8 protein-coding genes, 3 tRNA genes and 3 rRNA genes are annotated in these 18021 nt (G+C 28.6%); 11 read left to right on the top strand and 3 right to left on the bottom strand.

Going from position 1 to position 18021, the window contains the following annotated elements; all coding sequences use genetic code 11:
- Positions 1-57: 57 nt before the first annotated feature.
- From rsgA to pheS, 3 genes are all read right to left on the bottom strand, one after another.
- On the bottom strand, positions 58-966 hold the full coding sequence (gene rsgA, locus H7686_RS02185; protein WP_193621742.1) for a ribosome small subunit-dependent GTPase A: 909 nt from the start codon (positions 964-966) through the stop codon (positions 58-60).
- Between the two features lie 35 nt (positions 967-1001).
- Entirely contained in the window at positions 1002-3431 is a 2430-nt protein-coding gene (gene pheT, locus H7686_RS02180; RefSeq protein ID WP_193621744.1) for a phenylalanine--tRNA ligase subunit beta, read from the bottom strand.
- A 62-nt stretch (positions 3432-3493) separates the two neighbouring features.
- Positions 3494-4534: a phenylalanine--tRNA ligase subunit alpha gene (gene pheS / locus H7686_RS02175; RefSeq protein WP_193621745.1), complete on the bottom strand. Its 1041-nt coding sequence runs from the start codon at positions 4532-4534 to the stop codon at positions 3494-3496.
- Positions 4535-4904: 370 nt separating this feature from the next.
- Between pheS and yihA the strand changes: the two genes are divergently transcribed.
- The 11 genes from yihA (at position 4905) to H7686_RS02120 (ending at position 17987) form a co-directional block, all read left to right on the top strand.
- Positions 4905-5501, top strand: coding sequence for a ribosome biogenesis GTP-binding protein YihA/YsxC (gene yihA / locus H7686_RS02170; RefSeq protein WP_193621748.1), 597 nt, complete (start codon positions 4905-4907; stop codon positions 5499-5501).
- Positions 5502-5655: 154 nt separating this feature from the next.
- Positions 5656-8250, top strand: a complete 2595-nt coding sequence (locus H7686_RS02165) for a valine--tRNA ligase (protein ID WP_193621769.1) — start codon at positions 5656-5658, stop codon at positions 8248-8250.
- 39 nt (positions 8251-8289) lie between these two features.
- A complete protein-coding gene (locus tag H7686_RS02160; protein ID WP_193621749.1) occupies positions 8290-9072 on the top strand; it encodes an alpha/beta fold hydrolase in 783 nt (260 codons plus the stop codon).
- A 134-nt stretch (positions 9073-9206) separates the two neighbouring features.
- The gene (locus H7686_RS02155; RefSeq protein WP_193621751.1) at positions 9207-11996 is read left to right on the top strand and encodes a cation-translocating P-type ATPase; all 2790 of its coding nucleotides are present in this window, start codon (positions 9207-9209) and stop codon (positions 11994-11996) included.
- A gap of 128 nt (positions 11997-12124) precedes the next feature.
- Positions 12125-12712 carry an aminoacyl-tRNA hydrolase gene (pth, locus tag H7686_RS02150; protein WP_193621752.1) on the top strand — a complete coding sequence of 196 codons (588 nt, stop codon included), beginning with the start codon at positions 12125-12127 and terminating at the stop codon, positions 12710-12712.
- 258 nt (positions 12713-12970) lie between these two features.
- Positions 12971-14500 (top strand): 16S ribosomal RNA (locus tag H7686_RS02145).
- A gap of 79 nt (positions 14501-14579) precedes the next feature.
- A tRNA-Ile gene (locus H7686_RS02140) sits at positions 14580-14656 on the top strand.
- 68 nt (positions 14657-14724) lie between these two features.
- Positions 14725-17604, top strand: a 23S ribosomal RNA gene (locus tag H7686_RS02135).
- A gap of 43 nt (positions 17605-17647) precedes the next feature.
- Positions 17648-17761, top strand: a 5S ribosomal RNA gene (gene rrf, locus H7686_RS02130).
- Together the 16S, 23S and 5S rRNA genes with 3 tRNA genes alongside form the textbook arrangement of a ribosomal RNA operon.
- A gap of 12 nt (positions 17762-17773) precedes the next feature.
- Positions 17774-17849 (top strand) — tRNA-Val (locus tag H7686_RS02125).
- A 62-nt stretch (positions 17850-17911) separates the two neighbouring features.
- Positions 17912-17987, top strand: a tRNA-Asn gene (locus tag H7686_RS02120).
- The last annotated feature ends 34 nt before the right edge of the window (positions 17988-18021 follow it).

Raw genomic sequence — 18021 nt, 5'->3', positions numbered from 1 at the left:
TATAATAAAAATATTTTATGTAGATAAATGGGATTTCAAATATTTTATTAATTTATTTTAATTTGTATTGTTTTTATTTTGCTTTACTAAGAAGAGATAATTAAGATATCTGCTTTTAGTAATTAAACCTTTTTGATAATTTTCTATTATTTTACATTTTTTTTCTTCAATATGTAAACAATTATTTCCGAAAAAACATTGTTCAGATATAGAATTGAAATCTGGATAGAAATTTTTAATTTCATTAGTTTTTAAATTAGATATTGTTAACTTGGAAAATCCAGGCGTATCAGCTAAATAACCCTGATGACACATATATAATTGTGAGCTTGTCGTTGTATGTTTACCTTTAAACGAACGAATAGAAATCGGTTGAGTTTTTACTTTAAGAGAAGTCAAATTATTAAATAAAGTTGATTTACCTACACCAGTTTGTCCCGCCATAATAGTTATTTTATTTTTTAATTGTTCGATTATATAATTTATATTATTTTTTTGTTTAGCGTTAATATATATTACAGAATACCATTTTTCGTAATATGAAAGTTGATTTTTTATATATTGGAATTGTTCTTGATTTATTAAATCTTTTTTAGTGAAAATCAATATTATTTTAATGTTTAATCTTTGTAGAATTATTAAAAATTTATCTAATAACTTAAAATCTATTTTAGGTTCTGTAAGAGAAAATATTAATAGCACTTGATCAATATTTACTATATGAGGTCTTTCTAATTCATTTTTACGAGTTTGTATATTTATAATAAAAAAATTATTATATTTAAATTCATATTCTACTATATCTCCTATTTTGATAGGACAATGGTATAGCGATTTAGTTGTTATATTTTTTTTATTAAAATCTTTTATTTTACCTTTAGGTTGAGCAATTATAGTTTTTTTTTGTGATAAATCTATAATAACATATTTATTTATTAAATTTTTAACAACAAGTCCTTTATACAATATAAGCTCCTTTTATGATGATATATAGTATTTTTTTATCTTATTTTTGCTTTAAATTTATTTTTTAAATTATTTTCTATTTGATGGATAATTTGTTCTATTGTAATTTTATTTAAGTCATTATTGATATTTTCGAATGTTAAACGAAAAGATAAAGAATAATATTCTTGATTTGTATTTGGGGTATTAGATTTTGGCATATATACATCTAATAATTCACATTTTCTTAAAATTTTTCGAAAATCTTTTGTTAAGATTTTTAATATTTGTTTAAAATTAAATTTTTTACTTATCCAAAAACTTAAATCTCGGGTTATATAAGGTAATTTATTAATTTTATTAACAATTATATTATTATTAAAAGATTGTTTTAAAATTAGATCTAGATTAATTTCAGCTATAAAACTTTGGTTTAAGTTATTTATTAAAGTTAATTTTGGATGTATTTCTCCTATAAAACCAATATTTTTGTTATTCATTTGAATATTGGCTTGTGCTCCTGGATGTAGATTCGAATATTTTTTGGTTATTGAGAACGATAAATTAATATTTAAAAAATGAGCTATTTTTTCTAAAACTCCTTTCAAAATAAAGAAAGAACTTTCTATATTTTGTTTTAACCAGTAATTTTTTATTAAATGACCGCTAATACCTAAAGATAAATGCAAAATCTCTTGGTTTTTATAAAATACATGTGATATTTCAAAAAAAGCATTATCTATATTTTTATTTTTGTGATTAAATTCTAAAACTTCTAACATACTTCCGCTTAAGGCTTGTCTAAGAATTTTTCTTTCTTCATTAATAGGATTTATAACTGATAAATAATTTTGATTCTGATTGAATAAGTTAAAAATTTTTTGATTAATAAGTTTGTATGTTTTTATTTCATAAAATCCTAAGTGAGCTAAAAATTTTTTTAATTTAATTAAATTTTTTGCACATGTGTTATGTTCTGTAAAATGATTTATAGCGGATTGTTTTGTTTTATTATTAAAACCTTTTAATCTCACTAAATCTGCTATTATGTCTTCAGGAGTCATAATATCATAACGTCTTTCAGGAGCTTGTGCCATAAAATAATTTTGAGAAGGTTTAGATATAAAATCTACTTTATAATTTAATTTATTTAATATATTGATAATTTTATTAGAAGATAATTTTAAACCTATTTTTTTATTAATTTCTTTTAATGTAATTTTTATTTTCGGATTATTATGTTGTTTTATTTTTTGAGATGAAATTTTTTTATATACTTTTCCATAAGTTAATTTTTGTATTAAATATGTAGCTTGGTTTAAGGCTTTTTGAATCAAATTTTGATCAATTCCTTTGGTTAATAATAAAGTTTTAGGATTATTTATTTGATGATATTTAGCTATTTTTGAGATAATTTCTATGTTCCAATAACTACTTGTAATAATAATGTTTTTAGTTTTATTTGTAATTTCATAATCTGGATTATTTAAAATATTACCCAAAGAGATAACGTTATTATTATTAGTAATTACTATGTCTTGTTGATGTTTTAAAAAATATGTTTTGTTGTTTAGATGGCAAATTTTTTCGTTGGGTTTAGCATTTCTTATTTCGATTTGTTTGTTAGTTAATTTTTCGGCATCAAAAACATTTAATGGTATTCCATATTCTATCATTATTAAATTAATAATATCAATAATGTTATTAATAGGTTCTATTTGGTTTGTTATTAATAAATTACGTAACCATAAAGGGCTAGGTTTTACTATCAAATTTGTTATATATCTTAAACTATATTCATAACAATTATCGTTTTTGATATGGATAATGAAAGGATTTATTTTATCTAATTCGCGAGGGTTATTGTTGAGATTTTGAAAATGAATTAATTGTGGGTTAGATGAGTCTAATACAGCATTGAGATCTTTAGCAAATCCTATATGCGATAAAAGATCTACTCTATTAGGAGTTAATGCTAAGGTGATAACTGAACCTTTTAAATTTAAATATGTTAAAGCGCATTTTCCTACAGGAGCTTGTTCATCCAAATATAATATTTCAGTTTTTTCGGATTCTATTAAATGCGTATGAGATAATTGTAAATCTTTAGCTGAAATTATTTTTGTGTTGTAAATGTTTTTATCATAAATATCTGAATTTTGGTTGTTATCAAAGTTAGAAATAATATTTTGTGATTTTGGTTCTATTAAAACAATAATTTTTTGATTTATTAAAAGATTATCAAAATTAATAATTTTATTTTTATCAATAAATATTATATTTTTGCCAATATCTATTGTAATTATTTGGTTTATAATTTTAATAATTTTTCCAATAATATATTTTTGGTTATTCTTTAATGTTAATTGAGGATGAATTATTTCTATTTTTTCTACTTCTGTTATATGATTATTAATTAGAAATTTTAAGTTTTTAGGAATAGGTTGGGATAAATATTTTTTTAAAATGTTTTCGTTGATAATCATGATATTTTCTCTTTTTTAATTATTTTTATATATAAATATTGAATAAAAGATCTTATTATATATCAATTTAATAATGAAAATTGTTTTAAAAATCTTAAATCATTATTATAAAAATCTCGAATATCTTCTATTTTATATTTTAACATAGCTATACGTTCAATACCCATGCCAAAAGCAAATCCTTGATATTTATTAGGATCAAAACCACCTTGTTTTAATATATTTGGATGTATTAATCCTGCTCCCATAATTTCAAGGTATATTTCTTCTTTATTTTTTTTTGTTAGGATTAAATCTACTTCTAAACTTGGATTGGTAAAAGGGAAATAAGATGGTCGAAAAAATATTTTTTGTTTTTTTCCGAAAATATGTTTTATTAATAAGGTAATAGTAGTTTTTAAATTTTCCAAATTAGCTGTGTAATCTATTACAAAACCATCTAATTGAGTGAATTGATGACTATGAGTCGCATCATCTTTATCTCTACGATAAACATTTCCTGATGAAATTATTTTTAAAGGTTTATTAGGGTATTGTAACATAGCTTTAATTTGCATTGAAGATACATGAGTTCTTAAAAGTTTTTCTTGTGTTTGATCTAAATAAAAAGAATCTTGCATATCTCTAGCTGGATGATTTTTACTTATATTCATAAGTTCAAAGTTATATAAATCTGTTTCGATTTCTTGGTTTTCATAAATGTTATAACCCATTTTTAAAAAAAAATTTTCTAATTCTTCAATTATTGTTGTTATAGGGTGTAAGCTTCCTGTTGGAAACAAAAAACCGGGCAAAGTAATATCGATTTTTTCTTTTTTGATTTTGTTTTGCAATTGTTTGTTTTCGATTTTTATTTTATTATTTTGATAAACAAAGATAGAATTTTTTTTTAATTCATTTATTTGTTGGCCTAATTCTTTTTTTGTTTTTAAATCACATTTTTTAATATATTTAAATATTTCTGCAAAATATTTATTAAATTGATTATATTGGATATCTAATTGATATAAAGAATTTATTTTGTTTAGTTCTTGAATTTTCAATTTAATTTCTTGTTTTAATTTGAATATTTTTTTTTGTAAATTTTCATTTTTATTATTCATTTTATTAATTTTAATTTCCCTCTTATGCGATAAATATTGAATATTTCATGGATTTAATTTGAATTTTAAATAAACATTAAATTAAAATTAAATTTTTTTTAATTTTAATACTTTTTATTTTCAAATTTTAATTTTTCATTATGTGATATTATAATATTATCATAATTACAAATTTAAAGAGTTAATTTTATTATTTTAAGCTTAATATATGAAATAATTTTTTTTAGTAATGAGATTTTATAAAATTTTTTATAATTAAAATAATTAAAATTATTTTAGTTTAGGACTAAAAATATAAATATATACATATTAATAAGGATATGGAAATTAACTTCCAAAAGATTAATGTTTTGAGACTAATTAGGATTTTATGAATATAATTAAAAAAGCTATTTTCATTAAAAGTATTACTAATTTAAAATATCGCCCTCTTCTTAATTTTCCTGAATTTTTATTAATAGGACGCAGTAATGTGGGTAAAAGTTCTTTAATAAATGCTTTAACTAATCATAAAAAATTAGCTTTATTTTCCAAAATTCCAGGTAAAACAATTACTTTAAATTATTTTTTAATCAATAATTCTTTTTATTTGATAGATTCTCCTGGTTATGGCTTTTCTAAAAGGAATAAAGCGGAACGCATGAAACAAATGTTAATGCTTAATAATTTTATCACTTATAATAATCAACTTAAAATGATTTTTCAGATAATTGATTTTAATATCGGTCCTACTTTATTAGATTTACAAATGTGTAAAAATTTTGTTAAATATAAAATTCCTATTGTAATTATTTTAAATAAAAAGGATAAAGTGCAAAAAAATCACTTATTATCTCGTCTCAAGTTTGTTAAGCAATGCTTTAATAATAATTTTTTTAATATTAAAGATTTTTATTTATGTTCTTGTCGAGATAAATATGGAATTTCAGAAATTATTAGTTTTATGATTAAAAATTTGCATGTATAATAAAAATTATTATGAAAAATATTTTAATAAAAAATTTTAATTTTAATTTTATTTTATATTTTCAGTTTGTTTGTTAATATTTGTTTTGTAAGTGGTAGAATATTACTACCTATTTATTCTGATTAGGAAATTATAAATGAGAAATTTAAACTATATGAATAATAAATATGATTTTAAAATTATTGAAAAGAATCAATATGTCGATTGGTTAAAATATAAAGAATTACAAAAAAAAAGTAATTTTTCTAATTTACCGAATTTTACTATTGTAATTCCTCCGCCTAATATTACAGGTAAATTACATTTAGGACATGCTTGGAATAATATTTTGCAAGATAATTTAGTTCGTCGCAAAATGTTAACAGGTTATAATGTTCTTTTTGTCCCCGGTATGGATCATGCTGGAATAGCTACGCAAATTAAAATTAAACAACAATTACAAGAAAAAGGTTTTTGTATTAGTGATTTAACTAAAGAGCTTTTTTTGAAATATGCAGATGAATGGCAACAAAAATATATGAAAGATATTCGTCAACAATGGCGAGATCTAGGTCTTTTATTAGATTATGATTATGAACAATTCACTTTAAATTCTTCTATAAGTTCTACTGTTGAGAAAGTTTTTGTATCTTTATATAAAGAAGGTTTGATTTATCGTGATTATAAGATAATTAATTGGGATTCTAGTGCTCAAACTACTTTATCTGATACTGAAATTCATGAACGTGAAATTGCAGGAAAATTATTTTATTTAAAATATTTTTTTATCAATGATGGATGTTTAAGCGATAATTTTATTGTAGTAGCTACTACTCGTCCTGAGACAATTTTTGGAGATCAAGCTATAATGTGTCATCCTAGTGATAAAAGATATCGACATTTTATTGGTAAAAAAGTTTTAGTACCAGGTACCGATTTAATAATACCTATTATTGCTGATAAATATGTCGATATGTCATTTGGTAGCGGATTATTAAAAGTGACTCCTGCCCATGATTTTGATGATTTTCAATTAGGTCAAAAACATAATTTAAAATCGGTTTTATGTATTAATCCAGATGGATCTATGAATCACTTGGCGAAACAATATCAAGGACTAGATCGTTTTGTATGTCGAGAAAAATTAATTTTAGATTTAGATAAACAAAATTTTTTATTTAAAGTAGAAAATTATAATCATTCTATTCGTGTTGCTAATATATCAGGTATTATTATAGAACCGCGTCTTTCTTTGCAATGGTTTTTGAAAACTAAAGAATTATCTCAGTTAATTTTAAAAAAACATAAAATTAATTTTTTTCCTAAAAGATTTTTAATATTATTTAACCAATGGTTGACTAAAATAGAAGATTGGTGTATTTCTCGTCAATTATGGTGGGGTCATCCTATTCCGGCTTGGTATAATCAGAATAATGAAATTAAAGTTCAAATAGATGATCCGGGTAATGGTTTTGTGCGTGATTCTGATGTTTTGGATACATGGTTTTCGTCTTCTTTGTGGCCTTTATGTGCTTTAGGTTGGCCTGAAAATCAACAATTATTTCAAAAACATTTTCCAATAGATGTTTTAGTTACTGGATATGATATTTTAACCTTTTGGGTAGTTAAAATGGTTTTACAAAGTATATTTTTTGTAAAACAAATACCTTTTAAAGATGTTTTATTACATGGTTTAATTAGAGATTCTCAAGGCCATAAAATGTCTAAATCTAAAGGCAATGGCCTAAATCCTAAAGATATTATTGATCAATATGGAATAGATTCGTTAAGATGGTGTTTAACGACTAATTCTTCTCCGGGTTTAGATTTTTATTTTGATGTCAATAAAATTATTTCTAGTTGGAAGTTTGCTAATAAATTATGGAATATTGGTTTTTTTATCAAAAATAATCTTAAAATGACGAAAACAGATTTTAGTAAAAACGAATTATTATTACCAGAAAAATTTTTATTAACTAAATTATCAATATTATTAGAAAAAATAGATGTTTTATATGATAAATATGAATTTAGTGTGATAGGGAAATTAATATATAATTTTGTTTGGGATGAATTTGCTAATTGGGGATTAGAATTTTATAAAATTTGTTGGCAAGATATTAAGAAAAATTGTGAATTAATCGCAAATAGTCATAAAGTAATTATTTATATTTGGAAATCAATTTTATTAGTTTTACATCCTTTTATGCCTTTTATTACAGATGCCCTTTATAAAGAATTAGGTTTAGGAAATTCAATTATTACGGAAAAATTATCTCCTGTGAGATTTAATGATTTAACATCTTTATCTATCTTTGAATCTTTACAAAGATTAATTACCAAAATGCGTCAATTTCGTCAAATTAATTCTTTGAATAAATTATTTTTATTGGAATTATATTTAGAAATTCCTGCAACTTATTTAAATGAATTTCAAATAATATTATTTGAAATTAAAAAATGGTTTAAAGCGTGTGATATACAATTAGGAAAGATTTCTCCTTGTGTTAATAAATATGAACTATTATTTGCAGATCAAAATATTTTTCTTTTTATTAAAAAAGATATATTATTAACAATTAATCAAAAATCCAATAATACAAATTTAAATTCTCAAATTAATCAAATTTTATATGAGTTAAAAAGAAGTGAAAATCTTTTGAAGAATAAATCTTTTTTGAATAAAGCTGATAAATGTAAAGTTCAAGAAGAAAAAGAAAAATATACTAAATATTTATTGCAATATCAAAAATTAATTAATAAAAAATAAATTTAATGTTTAAGTAAATTTTTAGGTAAATGGTTTTTTATGTTATTGGATATTTCTTATTTAAATATTATTTGGTCAATACCTAAACAAGCAAAAGCAAATATTATTATTACTCATGGTTTAGGAGAAAGTTCTTATGATTATTTATTTTTAATTGATTTTTTAGTTAAAAATAATTTTAATGTAATTTCGTATGATGTGAGAGGTCATGGTAAAAGTTTAGGTAAAAGAGGAGATATTAAAAATTTTAATATTTTTTCGGATGATTTAGCAAAATTAGTTCAATACGTGAGAAAAATGTATCCTATGAAAATTTTTTTAATTGGTCATAGTATGGGAGGTATTATCGTTAATAATTATATTATTAAATATAACAATATAGATGGAGCTATTATTAGTTCTGCTCCTAGTAGAGAAATTTCGAATTTTTTATTAAATTATCCTTTTTATTTGTTTAGTTTTTGGCAAAGAAAAAAACTTAATTTTAAATCTTCTAAAATATCTCATATTCCTTTAGATATAAATTATCAACCATATCGTTTAGAATCTGTTAGTTATCGTTTATTAAGAAATTTATTAGTTTTAAGTATGCGTTATTTGAAAAAAAATTTTTCTTCTTATGTAACTTCTGTTTTATTGTTGTATAGCATTAAAGATCAAATAATATCTTATCAAAATGGCATTTATCTTTTAGATTCTATTCAATCTAATGATAAACAATTAAAATTATATCAAGAAACATATCATAATTTATTTCATGATATCGAAAAGTTTCAAATTTGTAATGATATTTTAGTTTGGTTAAATAAAAGAATATTATAATTACTAACTGTTTTGATTTTCGAATTTACTATGATTTGTGTGATAGTTAAAACCGATTTCATTATTGATTATCTATTTTCAGAACAAATTTTATTAATAATTTGTTTAATATTTTAAATTAATGAGGTAAATTTATGAACAAAGAAGATATTATTAAAATTAGTCGTTTATCTTCGAATGAGATTTGGGATTATTTTCAAATGCAAAAATCAGGTTTGACAACAGAAGAAGTTCGAAAAAGACAATTATTATACGGTTTAAATGTTATGAAGCAGAGTAATCATTTTTCTTTTGGTAAACAATTTATTAAGCAATTTTTTTCGATGTTTGCGATTTTATTATGGATTGCGGGTTTTTTAGCTTTTATCATACACGAAAAAGCTATTGGTATAGCTATTATTTTGGTTGTAATTATAAATGGTATTTTCTCTTTTTTTCAAGAATATAAGGCGGAAAAAATTTTATCTTCTTTAAGCAATATGATTCCTAAACAAATTCAGGTTTATAGAGATAATAAAATAGAAATTTTAGATACTCAACAATTAACTATAGGAGATTTAATTTTTTTAGAAATGGGTTCTATTATTCCTGCAGATGTTCGTTTGATAGAAGCTAATAATTTTTTTGTCGATAATTCAACATTATCAGGAGAAACTATTCCTTTAAATAGGAATGCTGTCGAAAATGATCAAAATGATAATATTTTTGAGATCCCTAATTTAGTTTATGCTGGTACTACAGTGGCTCAAGGAAGCGCTAAAGGTATTGTATATGCTATTGGCGAAAATACTCAAATAGGAGAAGTAGCCCGATTAGCTCGTGATATTACCAAAAGCACTAGTACTTTAGAGTTAGAAATACATAGAGTAGTTAAAAGAATTAGTTTTTTAGCATCTTCATTAGCTGTTTTTGTTTGTTTAATTTGCTTCTGGCGTTTTAAATTTCAAGGGGAATTTGGTTGGGTATCAGCATTAAAATCAGCTATTGTAGTAGCATTAGGTATGTTAGTAGCTAATATTCCTGAAGGTTTGTTGCCTACTATTAATTTAAGTTTGGCTCTTGGCACTCAAAGAATGTCAAAACAAAAAGCTCTCATTAAACAGTTATTTTCTGTAGAAACTTTAAGTTCTGCTACAGTAATTTGTACTGATAAAACAGGAACTTTAACAGAAAATCAGATTACTTGTAAAAAATTATTATTTCCTGGAGGTTTTGTTAATATTACTGGACACGGATTAAAAAAAGAAGGAAAATTTGATAATAATGATGGTAATATTTTAACTCATAATAAAATTATTTCTAAAATATTAATAGCTACTATTATTTGTTCGGAATCTAATTTAATTAATATGAATGCGGAAAATATTAATATTATTGGTAATCCTACAGAAGCAGCTTTATTAGTTGCAGCTACTAAATATGGTTTAAATATCAGAAATATTCGTGAAAATTTTATTGTTGATAAAATCAATCCTTTTAATTCAGAAAATAAAAAAATGAGTGTTTTAGTTCGCAATTTATCTCAAGAATATTATGATATTAATAATAAATATCTTTTTGTTAAGGGCGCTCCTGATGTTATTTTAAATAGTTGTAATCTCCAGTACAAGAATAATAAGGTTAGCGATTTCAAGGCTAATGATAAAGATTATTTTGTTAGTCGTAATGAGGAATTATCTAGTCAAGGTTATCGTATTTTAGCTATCGCTTATAAAAAAATAGAAGAATCCGAACAATTAAATAAAGAAGAAGATATGGTATTTTTAGGTTTTGCAGTTAATTTTGATCCTCCTAAAATAGAAGTTCGTCAAGCTGTAGAAGATTTATTAAAAGCTGGTTTAAAAATTACGGTTATTACTGGAGATTATGGTCCAACTGCCATTTCAATTGGTAAAAAAGTGGGTTTGATTAAAGATGATAATTTTTTAAATATTGATGGTTCTCAATTGGACAATATGTCGGTTCAAGAATTACAAAAAATTTTAAATACTAAACTTCCGATATTTTTTTCTCGTACTACTCCCAAACATAAATTAAAAATTACTGAAGCATATGTAAAAAATAATGAGATTGTTGGAGTTATTGGTGATGGTGTTAATGATATTTTAGCTATGAAAGCTGCTCATATTGGTATTACTATGGGTAAAGGCACTAAAGACGTTGTTTTAAATGCTGCTGATATGATTTTATTAGATAATAATTTTTCCACCATACCGAAAGCGGTAATAGAATCTAGAGCTATTTATGCTAATATTAAAAAATTTATTAGTTATGTGTTTTGTTCAAATATTCCTCAAATTTTCCCTATTATCTTTATGGCTTTATTTAAAATACCACTTTATTTAACTGTTATGCAAATTTTGGCTATAGATTTGATTACAGATTTATTACCTGCTATAGCTTTAGGAGCAGAAGAACCTGAAGAAAATTTATTATCTCAAAAACCTCGAACTTCTAAAGATCATTTATTAGATACTAAATTATTAAAAAGAAGTTATGGTTTTTTAGGTATTGTGGAAGGTATATTAGCTTTAATATTTTTTTTAAATTATGGAGGTTGGTCTGTAATGCATAAGAACATTCCTTTTAAAATGATTGCCCAACAATCTGAGTTTATTTTCGCTTCTACTATGGCTTTTGGTGCGGTTATTTTTTCACAAATAGGTAATGTTTTTGCGTGTCGATCTGATAAATTTTATTTTTGGCAAACTTTTACAAAAAAAAATAATCTTTTATTTGTTGGTATTTTATGTGAATTAATATTATTTATTTTGATTTCTCAAAATGTAATCATTTTAAATAATTTTTTTGGCACTACTTTTATTCATTTTAAACATTATTTATATTTAAGTTTATGCATTATAATTATTTTAATTATGGATACTATTTATAAATTTATACATAATATTAAATCGAAGTCATAAGTATTTAAATCATTTATTAATTTTTATATAAAATGAAATAATCTATTTTTTTAATTTTGAAGAATTTAAGTATTTATGTAATTTTATTTAATAAATTAAAAAACAATTTTAATGGAGTATAATTTTGAATGTATAAATTAATTGTAGGATTAGGAAATCCAGGAGTAAATTTTAATTTTACTCCTCATAATGTGGGTTTTATGTTGATTGATTATTTATTCAAAGAGTTTCAAAAATCCTTTTCAATTGAAATCAAAAATGATGAATTTAATTTAATTTATCGATTTCATATTGGTAATCAAGGGGTTTTATTGATAAAACCTAAAACTTATATGAATTTATCTGGTTTAGCTGTGAAAAAAATTATAGAAAAATATGAGATTAAATTATCAAATATTTTGATAATTCATGACGAAATTAATTTAAATATAGGAAAATTTAAAATTAAACAAAATGGTAATTATGGCGGTCATAATGGTATTAAAAATCTTATAGAAGTTTTACAAACAAAAAATTTTTTAAAATTAAAGTTAGGTATAGGTTACAATTCTACTTTGATTTTATCGCAATATGTTTTACAAAAAATGTGTCAAGAAAATATTGATTTAATTAATTCAAATTTTTGTTTTCTTAAAGAATTAATAGAAATGTTTATTAGTAAAAATTCTTTAGAACCTTTATTTAAAATGGTGAGTAATTTTAAAAAAAATAATTAAGATTAATTACTTTTTGATAAATTCATTTTTGGAAATAAAATATTAAATAAATATTGACAATATGGATTTTTTAAATTACAATTATTGTGTTACTTTATACTTTTGAAAAAAATAGACCTGAGGTATGTTTTTTATTGATCATTACTTCTTTGAAAACTGAAGATGATATTTTATTATTTATTATGATATTTTTATCATAAAAAATTATTAAATATTAACTATATTCTGATAAATAATTTTTATTTATTTGAATGATTTATTACGAAGAGTTTGATCCTGGCTCAGGATGAACGCTGGCGGCGTGCCTAATACATGCAAGTCGAACGGAAACCTTCGGGTTTTAGTGGCGAACGGGTGAGTAACACGTAAGCAACCTACCCTAAAGACGAGGATAACCATTGGAAACAGTGGCTAAGACTGGATAGGAAGAAATAAGGCATCTTATTTCTTTTAAAAGACCTAGTAATAGGTATACTTTAGGAGGGGCTTGCGCCATATTAGTTAGTTGGTAGGGTAATGGCCTACCAAGACGATGATGTGTAGCTGGACTGAGAGGTTGAACAGCCACATTGGGACTGAGACACGGCCCAAACTCCTACGGGAGGCAGCAGTAAGGAATTTTCGGCAATGGAGGAAACTCTGACCGAGCAACGCCGCGTGAACGACGAAGTACTTTGGTATGTAAAGTTCTTTTATCAAGGAAGAAAAGCAAGTGGCGAACCATTTGTTTGCCGGTACTTGATGAATAAGCCCCGGCTAATTATGTGCCAGCAGCCGCGGTAAGACATAAGGGGCAAGTGTTATCCGGAATTATTGGGCGTAAAGGGTGCGTAGGCGGTCTAGTAAGTCAGTGGTGTAATGGCAACGCTCAACGTTGTCCGGCTATTGAAACTGCTAAACTTGAGTTAGATAGAGGCGAGTGGAATTCCATGTGTAGCGGTAAAATGCGTAAATATATGGAGGAACACCAGAGGCGTAGGCGGCTCGCTGGGTCTTAACTGACGCTGAGGCACGAAAGCGTGGGGAGCAAACAGGATTAGATACCCTGGTAGTCCACGCCGTAAACGATGAGTACTAAGTGTCGGGTTAAACCGGTACTGAAGTTAACACATTAAGTACTCCGCCTGAGTAGTACGTACGCAAGTATGAAACTTAAAGGAATTGACGGGACTCCGCACAAGCGGTGGATCATGTTGTTTAATTCGAAGATACCCGAAAAACCTTACCAGGTCTTGACATGTTTTTGCGAAACGGTAGTAATATCGTAGAGGTTATCAGAAACACAGGTGGTGCATGGTTGTCGTCAGCTCGTGTCGTGAGATGTTAGGTTAAGTCCTAAAACGAGCGAAACCCTTATCGTTAGTTGCCAGCACGTTATGGTGGGGACTTTAACGAGACTGCCAGTGATAAACTGGAGGAAGGTGAGGATCACGTCAAATCAGCATGCCCCTTATGACCTGGGCTACAAACGTGATACAATGGCTGTTACAAAGGGTAGCTGAAACGTAAGTTCTTGGCCAATCCCCAAAAACAGTCTCAGTCCGGATTGAAGTCTGCAACTCGACTTCATGAAGTTGGAATCGCTAGTAATCGCGAATCAGCATGTCGCGGTGAATACGTTCTCGGGGTTTGTACACACCGCCCGTCAAACCACGAAAGTTGGCAATACCCCAAAATGGTAGCCTAACTCGTTTATTCGAGAGGGCGCTGTCTAAGGTAGGGTCGATGATTGGGGTTAAGTCGTAACAAGGTATCCCTACCGGAAGGTGGGGATGGATCACCTCCTTTCTAAGGAAACCAATAAAATCAATCATCTTCAGTTTTGAAAGACTTAGGATAACTAAGTTTTTCTTCGTGACTTCACGAAGGGCCTATAGCTCAGTTGGTTAGAGCACACGCCTGATAAGCGTGAGGTCGGTGGTTCAAGTCCATTTAGGCCCACCAGAGTTATAGGTGTCGTAAGAACACAAATTCTTTGAAAATTAGGTAAATAATAGTTATTTTTCCGGAACATTAAAGGAAATAAGAGCGCACAGTGGATGCCTAGGCACCAAGAGCTGATGAAGGACGCAATTAACGGCGATACGCTACGGGGAGCTGTAAATAAGTGTAGATCCGTGGATTTCCGAATGGGGCAACCTACTATAAGTAGTTATAGTATCAATTTATTAGGTAACTAATTGATTGAAAGGAACGCAGTGAACTGAAATATCTAAGTAACTGTAGGAAAAGAAAGTAATAACGATTCCGGTAGTAGTGACGAGCGAACCCGGAACAGCCGGATACCAATTTCTAGTTATCAAATTTTAATTAACTCGAAATAGTTGGAAAACTATATCCTAGAAGGTGAAAATCCTGTAGAGGTAGATTAAAATCTAGGGTATCCTTAAGTACGGCGAGACACGAGAAATCTTGTCGGAAGATAGGAGGACCATCTCCTAAGGCTAAATACTCCTTGGTGACCGATAGTGAACTAGTACCGTGAGGGAAAGGTGAAAAGAACCCCGGAAGGGGAGTGAAATAGATCCTGAAACTGTGTGCTTACAAGTAGTCAAAGCTCGTTTAAGAGTGATGGCGTGCCTTTTGCAGAATGAACCGGCGAGTTATGATATAGAGCAAGGTTAAGTTTGAAGGAACGTAGCCGGAGCGAAAGCGAGTCTGAATAGGGCGTTTAGTTGTATGTCATAGACCCGAAACTGAAGTGAGCTAGCCATGAACAGGCTGAAGTGACGTGACCACGTCATGGAGGGCCGAACCAGGACACGTTGAAAAGTGTTTGGATGATTTGTGGCTAGAGGTGAAATTCCAATCGAACTCAGAGATAGCTGGTTCTCCCCGAAATAGCTTTAGGGCTAGCGTTGGGTATTTAATAGTTCTTGAAGGTAGAGCACTAAATGAGTGCGGGCTCCACCTCGGGGTACCAATCTCAATTAAACTCCGAATGTCAAGAACCGTATCCCAGCAGTCAGACGATGGGTGATAAGGTCCATGGTCAAAAGGGAAAGAGCCCAGACCGTCAGCTAAGGTCCCTAAATTAATGTTAAGTGGTTAAGGAAGTAAAAACGTTAAAACAATTAGGAAGTTGGCTTAGAAGCAGCCATCTTTTAAAGAGTGCGTAATAGCTCACTAATCTAATATTTTTGCACCGAAAATGTAACGGGGCTAAACATTATACCGAAGCTACGGATATGTTTCTACTAGAAATAGTTAAGAAACATGTGGTAGGGGAAGCGTTCTAACATCGTAGAAGCTATAGCGGAAGCAGTAGTGGAGAGGTTAGAAGTGAGAATGCCGGTGTAAGTAACGAAAAGATAGATGAGAATTCTATCCGTCGAAAACCCAAGGTTTCCAGGGGCAGGGTCGTCCGCCCTGGGTTAGTCAGGAACTAAGGCGAGGCAGAAATGCGTAGTCGATGACCAGCAGGCTAAAATTCCTGCACTAAAAAAATCACTGATGGAGGGACAAAAGAGGATAAGCACGCCCTTTATTGGATTAGGGTCGAAAAATCGAGTTTGAGAAGATAGGCAAATCCGTCTTCTTACTTGCCAAAAAATAAGATTTGAGGGTAACGTGACTGCGTTCATATTTTCTAGAAAAGCTTCTAAGGTTAATGATTTTTTTACCTGTACCGTAAACCGACACAGGTGGGAAGGTAGAGTATACTAAGACGCGCGAGAAAACTCTTGTTAAGGAACTCGGCAAAATGACTCCGTAACTTCGGGATAAGGAGAGCTTTTATAATAAAAAGTAAAAGCCGCAGAGAATAGGCCCAAGCGACTGTTTATCAAAAACACAGGTCTCTGCTAAACCGTAAGGTGATGTATAGGGGCTGATGCCTGCCCGGTGCTGGAAGATTAAGAGGAGATGTTCGGGTTTACCCAAAGCATTGAATTGAAGTCCCAGTGAACGGCGGCCGTAACTATAACGGTCCTAAGGTAGCGAAATTCCTTGTCGGGTAAATTCCGACCTGCACGAAAGGCATAACGATTTGGGCGCTGTCTCAACAAGAGTCTCGGTGAAATCAAATTACCGGTGAAAATGCCGGTTACCCGCGACAGGACGAAAAGACCCCATGGAGCTTTACTGTAGCTTAATATTGAAATTGGAAATCTTATGTACAGGATAGGTGGGAGACAGAGAACTTTAGGCGCTAGTTTAAAGGGAGTCACCGGTGGGATACCACTCTTAAGATTTTTAGTTTCTAACCTGCATAAGTGGATTATGAGGGACAGTGTTTGGTGGGCAGTTTGACTGGGGCGGTCGCCTCCTAAAAAGTAACGGAGGCGTTCAAAGGTTCCCTCAAAATGGTCAGAAATCATTTTTAGAGCGTAAAGGTATAAGGGAGCTTGACTGTGAGACCTACAAGTCGAGCAGGGACGAAAGTCGGACTTAGTGATCTTGCGGTACCGAATGGAAGGGCCGTGACTCAACGGATAAAAGCTACCCTGGGGATAACAGCCTTATCGCCCCCGAGCGTTCACAGCGACGGGGCGGTTTGGGACCTCGATGTCGGCTCATCGCATCCTGGAGCTGGAGCAGGTTCCAAGGGTTGGGCTGTTCGCCCATTAAAGCGGTACGCGAGCTGGGTTCAGAACGTCGTGAGACAGTTCGGTCTCTATCCGTCGTGGGCGTTGGAAATTTGCGAGGAACTGTCCCTAGTATGAGAAGACCGGGATGGATATACCGCTGGTGCACCAGTTGGTTCGCCAGAGCCATAGCTGGGTAGCTAAGTATAGTTAGGATAAACACTGAAAGCATCTAAGTGTGAAGCCTCCCTCAAGATGAGATTTCCCTAAGAGATCCCTGAAAGACGATCAGGTTGATAGGCTAGAAGTGGAAGAGTAGTGATATTTGGAGCTGACTAGTACTAATAGATCCAACGACTTTGATGATAGCTGGAAAAAATAACTAGAATTTGCCTAGTTTTGAGAGATTCCGGGTGATTTAACACAGGGGTTCCACCTGTTCCCATCCCGAACACAGAAGTTAAGACCTGTGGTCCCCACAATAGTAATTTATTTGAATTGCCAAGATAGGGGTTTGCCCGGAATTATTTGTAGTAGAGAATTAGCTCAGCTGGGAGAGCATCTGCCTTACAAGCAGGAGGTCGGGGGTTCGATCCCCTCATTCTCTACCAAACCAAAAAACTTTCGTATTATAATAAGGTATAATAGGATTATTATAATAATTTATATTTGTGCCTATGTAGCTCAGTTGGTAGAGCATCTGACTGTTAATCAGAATGTCCTAGGTTCGATCCCTAGCATAGGCGCCATTTAAAATTTTTAATTTTTTAATATTTTATTTTC

Source organism: Candidatus Phytoplasma asiaticum, from assembly GCF_015100165.3.
GTDB classification, from domain to species: Bacteria; Bacillota_I; Bacilli_A; order Acholeplasmatales; family Acholeplasmataceae; genus Phytoplasma; species Phytoplasma citri.
This window is presented reverse-complemented; position numbering and strand designations above follow the sequence as displayed.

What these genes read in the sequence shown, in the direction of transcription:
- pth (WP_193621752.1), top strand. Translation starts at nt 12,125, where the DNA reads ATGTATAAATTAATTGTAGGATTAGGAAATCCAGGAGTAAATTTTAAT.
- H7686_RS02160 (WP_193621749.1), top strand. Translation starts at nt 8,290, where the DNA reads ATGTTATTGGATATTTCTTATTTAAATATTATTTGGTCAATACCTAAA.
- yihA (WP_193621748.1), top strand. Translation starts at nt 4,905, where the DNA reads ATGAATATAATTAAAAAAGCTATTTTCATTAAAAGTATTACTAATTTA.
- pheS (WP_193621745.1), bottom strand. Translation starts at nt 4,534, where the DNA reads ATGAATAATAAAAATGAAAATTTACAAAAAAAAATATTCAAATTAAAA.
- H7686_RS02155 (WP_193621751.1), top strand. Translation starts at nt 9,207, where the DNA reads ATGAACAAAGAAGATATTATTAAAATTAGTCGTTTATCTTCGAATGAG.
- pheT (WP_193621744.1), bottom strand. Translation starts at nt 3,431, where the DNA reads ATGATTATCAACGAAAACATTTTAAAAAAATATTTATCCCAACCTATT.
- H7686_RS02165 (WP_193621769.1), top strand. Translation starts at nt 5,656, where the DNA reads ATGAATAATAAATATGATTTTAAAATTATTGAAAAGAATCAATATGTC.